The 14,413-nt window shown below is 62.4% G+C and carries 16 protein-coding genes; 11 read left to right on the forward strand and 5 right to left on the reverse strand.

Going from position 1 to position 14,413, the window contains the following annotated elements:
- Nucleotides 1-15: 15 nt before the first annotated feature.
- Entirely contained in the window at nt 16-744 is a 729-nt protein-coding gene (gene mnmD, locus GGD53_RS04515; RefSeq protein ID WP_184453965.1) for a tRNA (5-methylaminomethyl-2-thiouridine)(34)-methyltransferase MnmD, read from the reverse strand.
- Here mnmD and GGD53_RS04520 point away from each other — a divergent pair.
- The 8 genes from GGD53_RS04520 to GGD53_RS04555 all read left to right on the forward strand — a co-directional run bounded on the left by GGD53_RS04520 (nt 743) and on the right by GGD53_RS04555 (nt 6,239).
- Nucleotides 743-1,921, forward strand: a complete 1,179-nt coding sequence (locus tag GGD53_RS04520) for an NAD(P)/FAD-dependent oxidoreductase (protein WP_184453967.1) — start codon at nt 743-745, stop codon at nt 1,919-1,921. The genes mnmD and GGD53_RS04520 overlap by 2 nt on opposite strands.
- 114 nt (nt 1,922-2,035) lie before the next feature.
- Nucleotides 2,036-2,743, forward strand: a complete 708-nt coding sequence (locus GGD53_RS04525; RefSeq protein ID WP_184453969.1) for a DUF1045 domain-containing protein — start codon at nt 2,036-2,038, stop codon at nt 2,741-2,743.
- A gap of 114 nt (nt 2,744-2,857) precedes the next feature.
- Entirely contained in the window at nt 2,858-3,781 is a 924-nt protein-coding gene (gene puuE / locus GGD53_RS04530; protein ID WP_184453971.1) for an allantoinase PuuE, read from the forward strand.
- Complete coding sequence (gene uraD, locus GGD53_RS04535) at nt 3,781-4,281, forward strand: 2-oxo-4-hydroxy-4-carboxy-5-ureidoimidazoline decarboxylase (protein WP_184453973.1); 501 nt, start codon at nt 3,781-3,783, stop codon at nt 4,279-4,281. The genes puuE and uraD overlap by 1 nt, the downstream gene beginning before the upstream one ends.
- Entirely contained in the window at nt 4,278-4,640 is a 363-nt protein-coding gene (locus GGD53_RS04540) for a HepT-like ribonuclease domain-containing protein (RefSeq protein WP_184453975.1), read from the forward strand. Before uraD ends, GGD53_RS04540 begins: the two co-directional genes overlap by 4 nt.
- Nucleotides 4,624-5,145 (forward strand): ureidoglycolate lyase, encoded by a 522-nt coding sequence (locus GGD53_RS04545; RefSeq protein ID WP_184453977.1) that lies wholly within the window; start codon nt 4,624-4,626, stop codon nt 5,143-5,145. Before GGD53_RS04540 ends, GGD53_RS04545 begins: the two co-directional genes overlap by 17 nt.
- The gene (gene uraH / locus GGD53_RS04550) at nt 5,142-5,498 is read left to right on the forward strand and encodes a hydroxyisourate hydrolase (RefSeq protein ID WP_184453979.1); all 357 of its coding nucleotides are present in this window, start codon (nt 5,142-5,144) and stop codon (nt 5,496-5,498) included. Before GGD53_RS04545 ends, uraH begins: the two co-directional genes overlap by 4 nt.
- Nucleotides 5,499-6,239, forward strand: coding sequence for a metallophosphoesterase family protein (locus GGD53_RS04555; RefSeq protein ID WP_184453981.1), 741 nt, complete (start codon nt 5,499-5,501; stop codon nt 6,237-6,239).
- Nucleotides 6,240-6,260: 21 nt separating this feature from the next.
- Here the strand turns inward: GGD53_RS04555 and GGD53_RS04560 are convergent, their stop codons facing one another.
- From GGD53_RS04560 to GGD53_RS04575, 4 genes are all read right to left on the reverse strand, one after another.
- Complete coding sequence (locus tag GGD53_RS04560; RefSeq protein ID WP_184453983.1) at nt 6,261-8,027, reverse strand: flotillin family protein; 1,767 nt, start codon at nt 8,025-8,027, stop codon at nt 6,261-6,263.
- Nucleotides 8,024-8,671: an OB-fold-containig protein gene (locus tag GGD53_RS04565; RefSeq protein WP_184453985.1), complete on the reverse strand. Its 648-nt coding sequence runs from the start codon at nt 8,669-8,671 to the stop codon at nt 8,024-8,026. Before GGD53_RS04565 ends, GGD53_RS04560 begins: the two co-directional genes overlap by 4 nt.
- Nucleotides 8,672-8,676: 5 nt before the next feature.
- A complete protein-coding gene (locus GGD53_RS04570; RefSeq protein ID WP_184453987.1) occupies nt 8,677-9,816 on the reverse strand; it encodes a PspA/IM30 family protein in 1,140 nt (379 codons plus the stop codon).
- A gap of 184 nt (nt 9,817-10,000) precedes the next feature.
- Nucleotides 10,001-10,612 (reverse strand): CDP-alcohol phosphatidyltransferase family protein, encoded by a 612-nt coding sequence (locus tag GGD53_RS04575; protein WP_184453989.1) that lies wholly within the window; start codon nt 10,610-10,612, stop codon nt 10,001-10,003.
- 198 nt (nt 10,613-10,810) lie between these two features.
- Between GGD53_RS04575 and GGD53_RS04580 the strand changes: the two genes are divergently transcribed.
- Genes GGD53_RS04580 through GGD53_RS04590 form a run of 3 tightly spaced genes read left to right on the forward strand, consistent with a single transcriptional unit; the run spans nt 10,811 to nt 14,371 of the window.
- Nucleotides 10,811-12,595: an alpha/beta fold hydrolase gene (locus GGD53_RS04580; protein WP_184453990.1), complete on the forward strand. Its 1,785-nt coding sequence runs from the start codon at nt 10,811-10,813 to the stop codon at nt 12,593-12,595.
- A gap of 10 nt (nt 12,596-12,605) precedes the next feature.
- Entirely contained in the window at nt 12,606-13,934 is a 1,329-nt protein-coding gene (locus GGD53_RS04585; protein ID WP_184453992.1) for a phosphatase PAP2/dual specificity phosphatase family protein, read from the forward strand.
- Complete coding sequence (locus GGD53_RS04590; protein WP_184453994.1) at nt 13,931-14,371, forward strand: hypothetical protein; 441 nt, start codon at nt 13,931-13,933, stop codon at nt 14,369-14,371. Before GGD53_RS04585 ends, GGD53_RS04590 begins: the two co-directional genes overlap by 4 nt.
- Nucleotides 14,372-14,413 lie beyond the last annotated feature (42 nt).

Below are 14,413 nucleotides of genomic sequence, written 5' to 3' on the forward strand. Positions count from 1 at the left end.
TGGCAGTCGCACGATTTACCGGGCGGGCACCTTGGTGCCGCAGAGCATCTCGCGTTTGCCGGCGAAGCCCGTGCGGCGTTCGACGGCAAAGCCGGCGGCGATGAGGTTGCGGCGCACGAAGCCGGCCGCGGCGTAAGTTGCGAAGGTGCCGCCGGCCACGGTCTTTTCGTTAACCTCACGCATCAGCTCTTCCGACCACATGTCGCCGTTGCGCGAGGGCGCGAAACCGTCGAGATACCATGCATCGAAGCCAGGTTTTGCCGCGGCGACGCCGTCGAGTGCCGCGCCGCAGACGACGCTGAGCCGCGTCTGGGCATCGAGATCGAGCGAGACGGTTCCGGCAGGTGTTTGCGGCCAGGCCGCCGTCAGCGCCTCACGTTCCGCATCGATTTCCGGCCAATGCGAGAGCGCCCGGCCGATCTCTTCGCCGCGCATCGGGTGGAGTTCGAAGGAGATGAAATGCAGGTGCTGGCCGTGTTCACGGTGAAGCTTCCATTGCCGCCAGGTCTCGCCGAAGTTCAGGCCGGTGCCGAAGCCGAGTTCGCCGATCACGAATTCCTGCCGCCCGTTCCAACGCTCCGGCAAGCCGTTGCCGGCGAGAAAGACATGGCCGCATTCCAGCCGGCCATCGGTTTGGCAATAAAAATGATCGCCAAAGGCGGTGGAATAGGGCATATCGCCGTCGCGCCATTCGAGCGGCTGCGGCGCGCCCGCGCCAATCTGATCGGGGTTCACGTCTCTCATGGAAAAAGCCGATAGTCCTGCACCGGCGTCCGGTCAATCTTCTTGCGACTTGCTGATCGTCGGCGGCGGCATCATGGGTCTCTGGGCGGCCGTTCATGCCGAACGCCGCGGCATCAGCACCATCCTTGCCGACGCCGGCAGCTTGGGCGGAGGCGCGAGCGGCGGACTGCTCGGCGCGCTGATGCCGCATATGCCGGACCGGTGGTCGGAGAAAAAGCAATTCCAGTTCGATGCGCTGGTCTCGCTCGAAACCGAAATCACCGCGCTGGAAGCCGAAACCGGACTTTCGGCCGGCTACAACAGGTCCGGACGGCTGATCCCGTTGCCGAAACCGCATCTCAACCGCATCGCCCGCGGCCATTCCGAAGATGCCGAGCGCCACTGGCGGGCCGGCGAGCGCCGCTTCCACTGGCATGTGCTCGGCAGGCCAGACGTCGAGGGCTGGGTAGAGGCCTCTGCCGGCGAGAGCGGTTTCGTGCATGATACGCTCGCCGCCCGCGTCGCCCCCCGCTCGTTGATCTCAGCGTTGGTCGCCTTCCTGCGGCGGGCAAGACAGGTGCGCGTCATGGAAAATGCCGCTGTCGCCGATCTCAATCCCGATCGCGGGACGGCCGAGATCGGCGGCGAAACCATCACGTTCGGCCGCTGCATCCTGGCCGCCGGCCATCAGTCCTTTTCTGTGCTACAAGGGCTGACGCCGGACTTGAAGAAGCCGCTCGGCCAGCCGGTGAAAGGGCAGGCGGCGTTGTTGAAAGCCGATGTCGACCCGGCGTTGCCGACGATCTTCCTCGATGGACTCTATGTCGTCGCGCATGAGGGCGGGTATGCGGCCGTCGGCAGCACCAGCGAGAACCGTTTCGACGATCCGCATTCGACCGATGCCCAGCTCGACGCGTTGATCGAGGCGGCGCGGGCGATCGTGCCGGCGCTCCGCAATGCCCCTGTCATCGAGCGCTGGGCGGGGCTTCGCCCGAAAGCCATCGACCGCGATCCAATGATCGGCCGCCATCCCATCCATCCCCGACTGATCGCACTGACCGGCGGTTTCAAGGTCAGCTTCGGGCTGGCTCATCGGCTGGCGGAGGCTGCGGTTTGTATCGCAGGCGATACAGATTGCGAAATTCCGCTGCCGGAAAGCTTCGCGATTTCAAGCCATATCGCGGTCGCTTCACGTTAAACGTGAATTAGATATAGCTGCGTTTCGTTATTCTGTCATGCAAATCACCTATCTGCTTGCGCATCGGCAGCACCGGATTTTACCGGTGCTCACTTCCTTGATGGAGGAAATTGCATGCGCTATGCCATTTGCTTCACGCCTCCGGCGAGCGATCCCCTGTCGCTCATGGCCGCCAATTGGCTTGGCCGAAACGTGTTTTCGGGCGATATGGTGGAGCCTCCGGCCGTCCGCGGCCTCGGCATCCATGAGATCGCCTTTTATACCGCCGTACCGCGGCGCTATGGTTTTCACGGTGTTTTGAAGGCGCCTTTTCACCTGTCCGCCGACGCATCCGAGTCGCAACTCCTGCGCGATCTCATGCGGTTTGCCGGGACATACGCCCCTTTCCAGATTCCCCGTCTCGAGATCGCCCGGCTCGGCAATTTCTACAGCCTGATGCCGAGCGCCCCCTGTGAGCAGATCCAGTATCTGGCTTCGGCGATCGTTCAGGAGTTCGATCGTTTCCGGGCGCCGCTGAGTGAAGCCGATATCGAGCGCAGCGATCCCGATGGTTTGTCGGCGGCGCAATTTGCCAATCTGCATCGTTGGGGCAATCCTTACGTGATGGAGGAGTTCCGCTTCCATATGCCGGTGACGGGCCCCATCAACGCGATCGACATGCCCCGCATCGAGCCAGTGCTGGGAACGATCTTCGAGCCCGTCCTGAGGGAGCCGGTGATGGTTTCGAATGTGGCTTTGATGATCGAGGAGGGCACTGGCGGCCCCTTTCGCGTTCACTCGCTCCACCCGATGGGCAAGGTCAGCGCGCGCAGGATCGCCTGAGCAGATGTCGATCTAAGTGGTTGTGTCGAAAAGAGAAATTCTGCTGTGCAGTTTCCGTCTCGACATTCCGGCTGCGGATGATACCGTTCCTTCGTCTTTTCAGAAGGTGATTTGATGGTATCCGAGACCTACCCGCGCAATCTCGTCGGCTACGGGCGTCAGACGCCCGATCCGAAGTGGCCGGGCGACGCCCGCGTCGCCGTGCAGTTCGTCATCAATTACGAGGAGGGCGGCGAAAGCTGCATCCTCGAAGGCGATCCGGCGTCCGAAAACCTGCTGTCGGAGATCGTCGGCGCGGCCGCCTGGCCGGGGCAGCGCAATCTCAACATGGAATCGATCTACGAATATGGTTCGCGCGCCGGCTTCTGGCGGCTCTGGCGGATGTTCACCGGTCTCAAGGTGCAGGCGACCGTCTACGGGGTGACGCTGGCGATGGCGCGCAATCCCGAGGCCGTTGCGGCCATGAAGGAGGCCGGTTGGGAGATCGCCAGCCACGGTTATCGCTGGCTGGAATACAAGGATTTCCCCGAGGATCTGGAGCGCAAGCACATTCTCGAAGCCGTGCGCCTGCATACCGAAATCACCGGTGAGCGGCCTTTCGGGATGTACCAGGGCAAGCCTTCCGACAACACGCTGCGACTGGTGCAGGAAGAGGGCGGTTTCCTCTATTCCTCCGATTCCTATGCCGACGACCTGCCTTACTGGGTGAAGGGCGTCGACGGGAAACCGTTCCTGATCATTCCCTATACGCTCGAAACCAATGACATGCGTTTTGCCACACCGCAGGGTTTCAACACAGGCGAGCAGTTCTTTACCTATCTCAAGGATGCTTTCGACACGCTTTATGAGGAAGGCGAGGCGGGCAGCCCGAAGATGATGTCGGTCGGCCTTCATTGCCGCCTCGTCGGGCGTCCGGGCCGGGCAGCCGCTCTGAAGCGCTTCATCGAATATGTGCTGAAGCATGACAAGGTCTGGATTCCGCGCCGCATCGAGATTGCCGAGCACTGGCACAAGCATCATCAGCCGGATGCGCTCTAATGCTGTCGCGTGAGGATTTCGTTTCCCGCTTCGGCGGCGTCTTCGAACATTCGCCTTTCATTGCCGAGCGCGCCTATGACGCGAGCAGCGTGACGGAGCCGCTGACGGCATCAGCTGTGCATGCAGCGCTAACCGCCGCCTTCCGTGCGGCAAGCCGTGAGGAGCGTCTCGGCGTGCTGCGCGCCCATCCCGATCTTGCCGGGCGTCTGGCGATAGCAGGTGAACTCACGGAAGACAGCCGGAAGGAGCAGGCCGGCGCCGGTCTCGATCGGCTGAGCCCGGCCGAACATGCCCGCTTCACCGAACTTAATGCAGCCTATGTCGAAAAATTCGGCTTTCCCTTCATCATCGCCGTCAAAGGGCTCGACAAGGACGACATCCTTTCGGCCTTCGAAACGCGGGTCGGCAATGGCCGGGATGAGGAATTCGCGACCGCCACGACACAGGTCGAACGGATCGCGCTGCTGCGCCTGACATCGATGTTGCCGGAGGGCAAATGAGCGAGCCTCGTGCTATCGACTATCTCAATGAAATGCAGAAGGCGGCAGCCGACGCGCTATACTTCGTGGGCGGAATGGATGAGGCGGCCTTCGCCGAGGACAATCTCACCTTCAAGGCGGTTGCCTTCTGCCACTTCACCATCGGCGCGGCTGCGTCCCGGCTGCTCGTAACCCATCCGGAATTCGCAACCGAGCATCCCACTCTGCCGTGGACGAAAATCTGCGGAACGGGCAACCGTATCCTGGAAGACGTCTTCGCCCTCGATGCCTCCGACATCTGGGATGCAACCTATCGCACGCTGCCGGAACTTCTGGTCGAGATCGACGCCATTCGTCACTGGCATGCCGAAGGCGAGTGAACCATTGTCTGATTTTCTCGACATCCGCCCGCTTACCAGATCGGCTTTCGCCCCTTACGGCGAGGTGATCGAAGCGGATCCAGCCTCGATGCGGCTCATCAATGGCGGCACGACCGAGCGCTTCCATGCACTGGCCGCGGCGGAGGCGGCGGGCGAGGGTGCGCGCGTCATCATCAATCTCTTTCGCGGGCAGCCGCGCAGCTTCCCCTATGACGTCGACATGATGGAGCGCCATCCCTTCGGCAGTCAGAGTTTCTCGCCGATTTCCGGCCGGCCCTTCCTCGTCGTTGTCTCCGAGGACGAGGGCGGACGTCCGGGCAAGCCGCAGGTGTTTTTCGCGCGCGGCGACCAGGGCGTGAACTACCGCCGCAATGTCTGGCATCATCCGCTGATGGCGCTCGGCCAGACCTCCGATTTCCTAGTCGTCGACCGCGACGGCCCTGGCAATAATCTGGAGGAATTCTTCTTCGAAAACCCCTATGTCATCAAAGAGCCAGCCCCATGACCGGACTGACGACACATGTTCTCGACACCGCCCTCGGCACGCCGGCCAAGGGGCTCAGGATCGATCTTTTCCAGCTCGACGGCGAGCTCCGCAGACATCTGAAAACGGTTGAGACCAATGCGGACGGCCGGGTCGATGGTGGCCCGATCCTTGCGGGCGAAAATTTTCACGTCGGCACCTACGAGTTGGTCTTCCACGCCGGCGAGTATCTCAGGGCCTGCGGCACGCCGTTGCCGCATCCGGCCTTCCTCGATCTCGTGCCGATCCGCTTCGGCATTGCCGATGTCACGGCGCATTACCATGTACCGCTCCTGCTTTCGCCTTACGGCTATTCAACCTATCGCGGCAGCTAAATGAAGTTTGGTGCGATCGCTGATATTCACGGCAACCATCTGGCGCTCGAGGCGGTGCTTGCGGATATCCGGGCTCAGGGCATCGAGGAAGTCGTCAATCTTGGCGACTTCTTCAGCGGGCCGCTGGAGGCTGGACGGACGGCCGATATGCTGATTCCGCTCGGGCTGACCTCTGTTCGTGGCAATCATGATCGCTATCTGATCGAGCACGATCCGGGAGCCATGCATGTCTCGGATGCCGCCGCCTACCGGCAGCTGACGCCGTTCCATCTCGATTGGCTGCGGGGTCTGCCGTTCGATGCCGTCTATCGCGGCGAGGCCTATCTCTGCCACGCGACGCCGAAAGACGACAATCTCTACTGGCTGGACTCCGTATCGCCGGAGGGGCACGTCTTCCTGAAGCCGATCGAAGCGATCGAGGCGCTCGCCGAAGGCATCGACCTGCCGCTGATCCTCTGCGGCCACAGTCACATTCCCCGTGCCATCCGACTCTCGGACGGCCGGCTGATCGTCAATCCCGGCAGCGTCGGCTGCCCTGCCTATGACGACGTGCTGCCCTATTATCACAAGGTCGAAGCCGGCCATCCGCTGGCGAGCTATGCTATCCTGGAAAAGACGGCGGCCGGATGGATGTGGCAGTTCCGAACCGTCGCCTACGACCACATGGCGATGTCGGCACTGGCCGCCGAAAGGGGCCGTGCCGACTGGGCAAGCGCGCTGGCGACAGGCTGGGTGCGATAGCTCGGACCTGCCTGCGTTGGATTATTCCTTCTTTGGCGCCTGAGGGGCCATCGGCGTTGGCGGGGCTGCGGCCGATGCTGCCGGCTTTGCCGAAGCCGTGGCCGGGATTGCAGGCCTTGCCGGAGGTGCAGCCGGCTTTGCCGGTTTTGCGCCATCGAGATTTCCAAGGAGGGATGAGATGGCGTTGTCGCCGTCGAAGCCGGCCTCCTTCAACAATTTGTCGAGGATCGGCTTGTTGGCCTGATAGGAGAGCAACTGGCCGGCCAGCCCATCACCGAGACCGATGCCGCTTTCACCGTTCGCGCCGTTTCCGCGGCCGAGCATGCCGCCGGTGTCGAAGATCCTGATATCGGAGATCTTCTCGATCGGCTTGACCGCCTCGGCGAGCGCCTCGGGAATGATGCGGATCCGCTCACGGGTGATTTCGAACTCGATGATGGTCTGGCTGAGCTTGTTGCGGGCCTCGTTGAGAAGCGCTTCGCTTTCAGCCTGAGCCCGGCCGGTTTCGAGGATGCCCTTGGCCTTGATGATCGCCGCATCGGCTTCCGCGGTCGCAAGCGTCTTGATGGCTTCCGCCTGGTCGATCGCAGCCTGTTTCTCGGCTTCGGCGCCGACGGTGACGGCGGTGGCTTCGGTCTCGGCGGTCTTGCGCGCGTCGATTACGGCGATCTGCTTTTCGCGCTCGGCAATTTCGATCGCCTTGGCGGTGCCGACCTTTTCCTCTGCCGCGATCGCCCGGGCGCGGGCCATTTCGGCGGTCGCCTTCGCCTCGGATTCCTCGCGGCTCTTGTTGGCAACGGCGATGGCGCTTTCCTGGGCGACGATCTGAAGGTCGCGCTTGGCTTCGGTATCGCGCTGCTGGACGGCGCGGGCGGCATCGATGTTTGCGCTTTCGCGGGCCTGCTTGGCGGCTGCCTCGCGCTCGGCGATCGCCTGTTCGGAGGCGATGCGGGCCTCCTCCTCGGCGCGTTTGGCCGCCTGTTCCTGCTGGGCGGTTTCGGCGCGGGTCGCGGCGGATTTGTTGGCGATGTCGCGTTCCTGGTTGAGTTCGGCTTCGCGCTTGGTCCGTTCGATCGCCAGCGACTGCTGGCGGGCCTCCAGATCCTTCTGGGCGATGGCGACTTCGGTGTCGCGGACGATTTCGTTGCGCTCCTTCTTGCGGCCCTCGGTGATGCGGGTCAGCGCCGCAAGACCCTGGGCGTCGAAGAAGTTGTTGGCGTTGAAATGTTTGATGTCGGTCTGGTCGAGGCGGGTGAGCGACACGGATTCGAGCTCGAGGCCGTTCGACTGGAGGTCGGCGCCGACGGCTTCCTGCACGGCCTTGACGAAATCCATGCGCTGCTCCTGCAGCGCGTCGAGGTTCATGGTCGCCGCGACCGAGCGAAGACCGTCGACGAATTTCGCTTCGATCAGGATGCGGAGCGCCTCGGCATCGTTGGTGCGGCTGCCGAGCGTCTGGGCGGCCAGCGCGATCGAGGAGCCGTCGGGTTTGACGCGGACGTAGAATTCCGCGCCGATATCGACGCGCATGCGGTCCTTGGTGATCAGCGCATCGCCTTCGCCGCGGCGGACTTCGAGGCGCAGCGTCTTCAGGTTCACCCGGGCGATCGAGTGGAAGATCGGCAGGACGACGGAGCCGCCGTCGAGCACGACCTTCTGGCCGCCGAGGCCGGTGCGCACATAGGCCTCGTCACGGCTGGAACGCGTATAGAGAGAGGCGAGGACAAAGCCGATGCCGAAGATCAGAACGATGCCGATACCGGCCGGTAGAATAATGTCATACATCATGGCTGCTCCCTGAAAGATTGATTGTCCGCTGCGGCGGGGTCCGCCAGTGCGGGAATGGCGATAAATACATCTGCCGTGCGATCGACGAGGAGAACCTCCGTACCGACATTGAGAGGCTCCTGATCTCTGGCGGCCTTGGCTCTCAGCACGTGCCAGTTTCCATGCTGGTCCTTGACGCGGACGCGTCCGGGCAGTCCCTGGTCGAGCGGGCCGAGCGAAACTTCGGCGGTCCGGCCGATCAGCGCGTCGAGATCGACGGCATAAGTCTCGTCGTGCGGCACGATCCGCGCCACGGTCCTGCTCGATGCCCTGACCATGGGAACTGTAACCAAGCTGGCGGGAATGGCGGCGATGGCGGCGGGAAGCGGCGCCCAGAAGGCGTCGGCGACGGCCTGTATGGCAAAGCCCGTCATGGCGAAGAAGCCGAGCGCCAGCATGATGAGGATCAGCAGGGGAACGCCGCCGACATTGAGCCAGGACAGATAGCCCGAAAACCCGTCATGCCCATGGAAATCCGGTTTTCCCAGAAATTCCATGATCGAAAACCCCATGACGGTCGCAAGCATCTCGATTGCGGTCAGGCCTGCGAGCACGGCGGCGGCGATGGCGAAGGGAGTACATTCGGGGGCGAGGAGAAGTGCCATCGGCGTTACCGGTTATCCGCCTTGAAGCGTGCGAGGCGCGCCTCGATCGCCTGTTCGCGGTGCAGCCGGTCAAGTTCGTCCAGTTCGGAACTATGGCCATGATCGCTTGATGGCACGCCGGTCAATCGCGAGACTGCGGCCGCGGCGCGGGCGGCGCCGACGCCCGGCGCCGGCTGGCTCTGACCGGCGCCAACCTGTTCGGGATGCCTGGCGATGCTGCGCTTGAAATCGGCAAGGCGGGCATCGGCCTCGCGGCGCGTGGCGAGCACGGCCTGCAGCGCTTTCTGGCCTTCGTCCACCTGCTCTTTGGCATCGGCCAGGGCCTTGTCGAGCGCTGCGATCTGGGATTCCAGATCGATCTGGCGGGCGACGCCGGCCTTCGCGAGATCGTCGCGCTCGGAGGAGACGGCGAGGCGGATCTTCTCATCGAGCGTATTCATGTCTTCGACGATTTCGTCCCTGCGGCTCTGGATGCGGTACTCCTCGGCGCGCGCCCTGCCGAGATCGGTGCGGGCCTCGTCCGCCGCCGCATCGATCTCGCGGATCGCCTGTTCGATGACGGCGATCTTGTTGACGCCTTCCGCCTTGTCGATCGCCGCATTGGCGATGCCCGCGATCAGGCGACCCATGCGTGAAAGAATGCCTTCGTTCGTCATGTTTTCCTCCATCCGAGCGGAATTCGGCGTGACGCCGATGTGAATCTCGTAGTGATCCGGGCCGGCAACGAGATAGGCCGGAAAAATGCTCTCCCATCCCCTTGAATAACCGGCGACGTCGAAGGGCACGGCAACGCGTCCGTGCACCGTAGCGATGGTCAGGTCGGCAGGCCCTTTGATGGCGAAGAGCTTGTCGTCGAGCGGCAGTTGCGGCGGATCGGCGATCACGCCGCGATTGGCAGCGAAATCGCGAAGACCGAGTGTGACCAGCCGTGCCGGCAGGCCGGTCTGTTCGCGAACGGTTTCATAGGCAAGCTCATGCAGGACGACGAGATTGGCGCCCGCCTTGTCGTCGATGATCTCAGTGAGGATGTCGATCATCCTGCGATAGGCGGCAATGGTGTCATCAAGTGCCTGCCTGGCCTGGTCATCAGGCGCCAGAGTGTAACGCAGCAGCGATGGGTGAGATGTCTTACCTGTGTTCGCCATGGTATAAAACATAAAGCACCGCTTTTGTGCTTTCAAGAGGGCGCTAAAAATACAACCCGGTTTTAAAGGAGAGAGGCCTGGAAAGGAGAACTTGCCAAGCAACTCGAAAGAAACAGCGTTCGACATAGTTGCCGGAATACATTGCCGATGGAAGAACCGGCGGCCGGCCGATCGGCCCCGCTTCCTACCTGGCGGCCGTGTGCGCCTCACGAATACCGGCGCGGATACGGTTGATGATGGTCCATACGAGAAGTAGAGCCACCATTGCCCAAAGCCAGGCGGTCCATGCTGCAAACGTACCGCCAACCGCGGTAAAGATGCCGAGCGCGCCGAACAACACCGCACGGTCACTCTTGCCCAGCGGCCCGTCGTAACGCCGGCTTGCACCGACCGTCTGACCCAGGACGCCGGCAAATTCCGTCAGCGCCGAGAGGAATATGACCGCCATGACTGGCATCAGATCGTTCGGATCGATGACCGCAAACGGCAAATAAAGGGCAGCATCCGAGACGACATCACCGATTTCGTTGAGATAGGCGCCCAAAACGCTCTTCTGCCCATGTTCGCGCGCGAGCATGCCGTCGATGGCATTGAGGCCCATACGCAGGAGAAACCAAGCAGGCACCAAGAGAAACCAACGCGGAAGCGGAGCGATGCTCAGAAAAAGGCCAAGTGCAACCGAGACGGCGGCAGCAACTGAAGTCACCTGATTGGCGGTAACGCCTCGCGCCGCCAGGGAGTGCACCAGAGGGCGGAGAATATCCTGAAATCGGGACTTCAATTGGTAAACGGACATGCTACCTCAGTGGAATTTTGTGGCATGGTAATAGTCTATCGGCTCCGACGTACAGATCGTCGTACTTGTGAGGAAAGGTCCCACCCCATGTCGGTCTTCTCAAGGACTTACATTTGCAGCTAGACTTTTGCAATAAAAGTAAATCACTGTTGCCGCCAATGGTTGCAACCCATCCATCAAACAGAATTGGAGAAGACCGTGCTGCAAACTGCCGAAAGTGGGCAACCTTCCTTGACGGTCAGACCAATGCGCGAATCCGAATTTGTCTCGCATGATGGCACTCGATTGTTTTATCGGACGTGGCCTGCGACCGGCGCCGCACCGAAGGGCGCAATCATTCTTCTCCACCGCGGCCACGAGCATAGCGGCCGCGTCGCCCATCTCGGCACCGAGCTCGGCCTTGATGATTTTGCCTTCTACGCCTGGGACGCACGCGGCCACGGCCGTTCACCGGGAGAGCGCGGCTATTCGCCATCCTTTGCTGCCTCGGTACGAGATCTCGATTGCTTCGTCCGCCATGTCAGCGAGACCAGCGGTACTTCAGTCGAAGACATCGCCGTCATTGCACAGAGCGTCGGCGCGGTGCTGGCCAGCACCTGGGTGCACGACTATGCGCCGCCGATCCGTGCGCTGGTGCTGGCCTCACCGGCCTTCAGCGTCAAGCTCTACGTGCCTTTTGCCAAAGAAGGTATTGCGCTCTGGGAAAAGCTGAAGGGAACATTCTTCGTCAATTCCTATGTCAAGGCGAGGTTTCTGACGCATGATCCCGAGCGTATCGCCTCTTATGAAGCGGACCCAATGATCACCCGGCCGATTGCCTCCCACATTCTGGTGCAGCTCTATGAGGCGGCAGCCCGCGTCGTCGACGACGCCCGCGCCATCACCGTGCCGACTCAGTTGCTGATCTCCGGCAGCGACTGGGTGGTGCGACACGCGCCGCAGCACCGGTTTTACGAAAACCTCGGCAGCCGCATCAAGGAACGGCATGTGTTTGCCGGCTTCTACCACGACACGCTTGGTGAAAGGGACCGCGCAATTGCGCTCGCCGAAATCCGCCGTTTCATCAATGCGCGTTTCGCCGAGCCCCGGGTGCCTGCCGACCTTCGCACCGCCGATGTCCAGGGCTATACCAAGGACGAGGCTGACCGGCTGGCGAGCCCTCTGGACGCTGCATCCCCACGCGGCATCTATTGGGCGCTCAGCCGTCTCAACATCCGCCTCGGCGCACTGGTGTCCGAAGGTATAAGGACCGGGGTCAAGACTGGCTTCGATTCCGGCTCGACGCTCGATTACGTCTACGAGAACGAGCCGCGGGGGCTCGGTCCCGGCGGGCGGTTGATCGACAAGGTGTTCCTCGAGGCGATCGGCTGGCGCGGCATCAGGCAGCGGAAGCTGCATTTGCAGGAGCTAATCGACCAAGGGCTGCAGCGCCTGAAAGCGGCCGGCCGCAGCACCCATATGCTCGACATAGCGGCCGGTCACGGCCGCTATGTCCTTGATGCGATCGAAACGGCTGCCGTGCGTCCCGATAGTGCGCGGCTGCAGGATTATTCCCCGATCAACGTCGAGGCCGGCCGCAGCAGCGTCGCCGCGCGTGGACTGGGTGATTTCGTGAGCTTCCGCCAGCAGGATGCCTTTGACGGCGAGGGGCTGGCTGAAATCACACCAGCTCCGGATCTGGCCATCGTCTCCGGCCTTTACGAGCTGTTTTCCGACAATGCGATGATCGCCGCTTCGCTCGACGGGATCGCCCGCGCGATGCAACCCGGCGGTCTGCTCGTCTACACCAACCAGCCATGGCATCCGCAACTGGAGATGATCGCCCGCGCGCTCACCTCCCACCGCGGCGGCCAAGCGTGGGTGATGCGGCGGCGGACACAAGAAGAAATGGACCAGTTGGTTGCCGCGGCCGGTTTCCGCAAGCTCGAACAGCGCATCGACCAGTGGGGCATCTTCACCGTCTCGCTGGCGGAGAGAGTTTGAGGGCAAAGCCTTGGGGCAGGCACGTTCTACTCTTTCCCAGACAGCGCCGGTCCTGAAGCGGGCGGCGCTCTGGCTCGCCTTCCTGGCGCCGTTCTTCTATCTGACCTATGGCGGCGCCAACTGGCTGGCGTCGCAACGCGCTCATGTGCCGAACATCGCCTTCGCATGGGAAAGCGCCATTCCGTTCTTCGGATGGACGATCATTCCATATTGGTCGATCAACCTGTTCTACGGGCTCTGCCTGTTCATCAACACGACGCCGCGCGATGTGGATATGCTGGCGAGGCGTTATCTGACGATCCAGTTAATCGCGATTGCCGGCTTTATCGCGTTTCCGCTCGAAGCAATCTTTGTGCGGCCGGCCACCAGCGGCCTGCCCGGTTTCATGTTCGCCGTCCTCGGCGGCTTCGATAAGCCGTTCAACCAGGCGCCGTCGCTGCATATTGCGCTACTGGTGGTGATCTGGGACCATCTGCGCGGCCGGCTGCCGCGCAGGGCCCGACTTGTCTGGCACTGCTGGTGCTTCCTGATTGGCGCCTCCGTGCTGACGACGTGGCAGCATCACGTCATGGACATACCAACCGGCGTGCTGCTCGGCCTGTTTGCCGCCTGGCTTTTCCCGCGCGATGCCCGTTCGCCTCTTGCGAATTTTGTTTTGAGCGACGATCCGAAGTCGCGCCGTCTCGGCACCTATTATCTGTGCGGCGCCCTCGCATTTCTCGGCCTTGCAGCGCTCTTTACTCCTCGATCGGCCGCAGCGCTTCTGTTGCTCTGGCCGGCCGTTGCGCTGGTGATTGTCGCAGTCGGATATTTCGGCGCCGGCCTGCAAATCTTCCAGAAACGCCTGGATGGCCGGGCCACGCTTGCCAGCCGCTGGCTGCTGGCACCCTACCGGCTCGGTGCTCTCATCAACGTTTGGCTCTGGACCCGGAAAATGCCGTCATCCGTGGCGATCGCTGACGGCGTCCATCTCGGCCGTTTTCCGCGTCGCCACGAGGCAGACCGTTTTGCCACGGTAATCGACCTCACCGGCGAGCTTCAGCGCCCGAGCGGGACATCAACGCGCTGGTGCAGCTTTCCGACCCTTGATCTGACAGGCCTCGACATGATCCAGACGCTCGCCGCGGCGAACCTCATCGAGGCTGCGCGCCCGCAGGGACCGGTCCTCGTCTGCTGTGCGCTCGGTTTCCAGCGGAGCGCCGGTGTCATCGTGCGATGGCTGCTCATCAGTCGACGCTGCGAAAATCCGGCCGAAGCGCTGCGGCTGATCGAACGCGCGGGGCGGCGGGTCCATCTGCCCGAGGAAAGCATCCATGCCGTGACGGAGGGCTTGCAATGACGCAGTGGAAAGCCGCGGCCTCGGCGGCTGCGCGAAATCTCGGCCGCAATTCAATCGTCTGCGGGCTGACAGCGCTGTTGCCGCTGATTATCGGCCCGATCACTCAGGTATATCGAGGCTTCGCTCCAGCATTCGGCTGGCTCTTGACGCTCGTTTTCTGCGGGATCGTCCTTGCGCTGGCGATCCATCTCCTTTTCGATGCGCTGCTGTTTCGCCTCGCGTCGAGCCACGAGACAGAGGCCGCCGGTCTTGCCGCCGTTGACGACCTGCTCTCCCGGATGCAGCTTCGCAAGCCTGACGGGACACCGCCTGGCCTCGAGAGGCGGATTGCCGGATCGCGCCGTATCGTCTGGCGGCAGCGTTTTGCGCTCGCCATCAGTCTCTTGATTTTCGCGATCCTACTGTTCACTGCGAGCGACGGACAGCCGCTGTGCTGAACCGCATGCCGTTGCGTATATCGCAGTCTTGCCGACCCATCG

Source organism: Rhizobium aethiopicum (genome assembly GCF_014197535.1).
GTDB classification, from domain to species: Bacteria; Pseudomonadota; Alphaproteobacteria; order Rhizobiales; family Rhizobiaceae; genus Rhizobium; species Rhizobium aethiopicum_A.

Excerpts from the sequence above, each read along its gene's own strand:
- GGD53_RS04520 (WP_184453967.1), top strand. The coding sequence starts at position 743 with ATGGAAAAAGCCGATAGTCCTGCACCGGCGTCCGGTCAATCTTCTTGC.
- mnmD (WP_184453965.1), bottom strand. The coding sequence starts at position 744 with ATGAGAGACGTGAACCCCGATCAGATTGGCGCGGGCGCGCCGCAGCCG.
- GGD53_RS04525 (WP_184453969.1), top strand. The coding sequence starts at position 2,036 with ATGCGCTATGCCATTTGCTTCACGCCTCCGGCGAGCGATCCCCTGTCG.
- puuE (WP_184453971.1), top strand. The coding sequence starts at position 2,858 with ATGGTATCCGAGACCTACCCGCGCAATCTCGTCGGCTACGGGCGTCAG.
- uraD (WP_184453973.1), top strand. The coding sequence starts at position 3,781 with ATGCTGTCGCGTGAGGATTTCGTTTCCCGCTTCGGCGGCGTCTTCGAA.
- GGD53_RS04540 (WP_184453975.1), top strand. The coding sequence starts at position 4,278 with ATGAGCGAGCCTCGTGCTATCGACTATCTCAATGAAATGCAGAAGGCG.
- GGD53_RS04545 (WP_184453977.1), top strand. The coding sequence starts at position 4,624 with ATGCCGAAGGCGAGTGAACCATTGTCTGATTTTCTCGACATCCGCCCG.
- uraH (WP_184453979.1), top strand. The coding sequence starts at position 5,142 with ATGACCGGACTGACGACACATGTTCTCGACACCGCCCTCGGCACGCCG.
- GGD53_RS04555 (WP_184453981.1), top strand. The coding sequence starts at position 5,499 with ATGAAGTTTGGTGCGATCGCTGATATTCACGGCAACCATCTGGCGCTC.
- GGD53_RS04560 (WP_184453983.1), bottom strand. The coding sequence starts at position 8,027 with ATGATGTATGACATTATTCTACCGGCCGGTATCGGCATCGTTCTGATC.
- GGD53_RS04565 (WP_184453985.1), bottom strand. The coding sequence starts at position 8,671 with ATGGCACTTCTCCTCGCCCCCGAATGTACTCCCTTCGCCATCGCCGCC.
- GGD53_RS04570 (WP_184453987.1), bottom strand. The coding sequence starts at position 9,816 with ATGGCGAACACAGGTAAGACATCTCACCCATCGCTGCTGCGTTACACT.
- GGD53_RS04575 (WP_184453989.1), bottom strand. The coding sequence starts at position 10,612 with ATGTCCGTTTACCAATTGAAGTCCCGATTTCAGGATATTCTCCGCCCT.
- GGD53_RS04590 (WP_184453994.1), top strand. The coding sequence starts at position 13,931 with ATGACGCAGTGGAAAGCCGCGGCCTCGGCGGCTGCGCGAAATCTCGGC.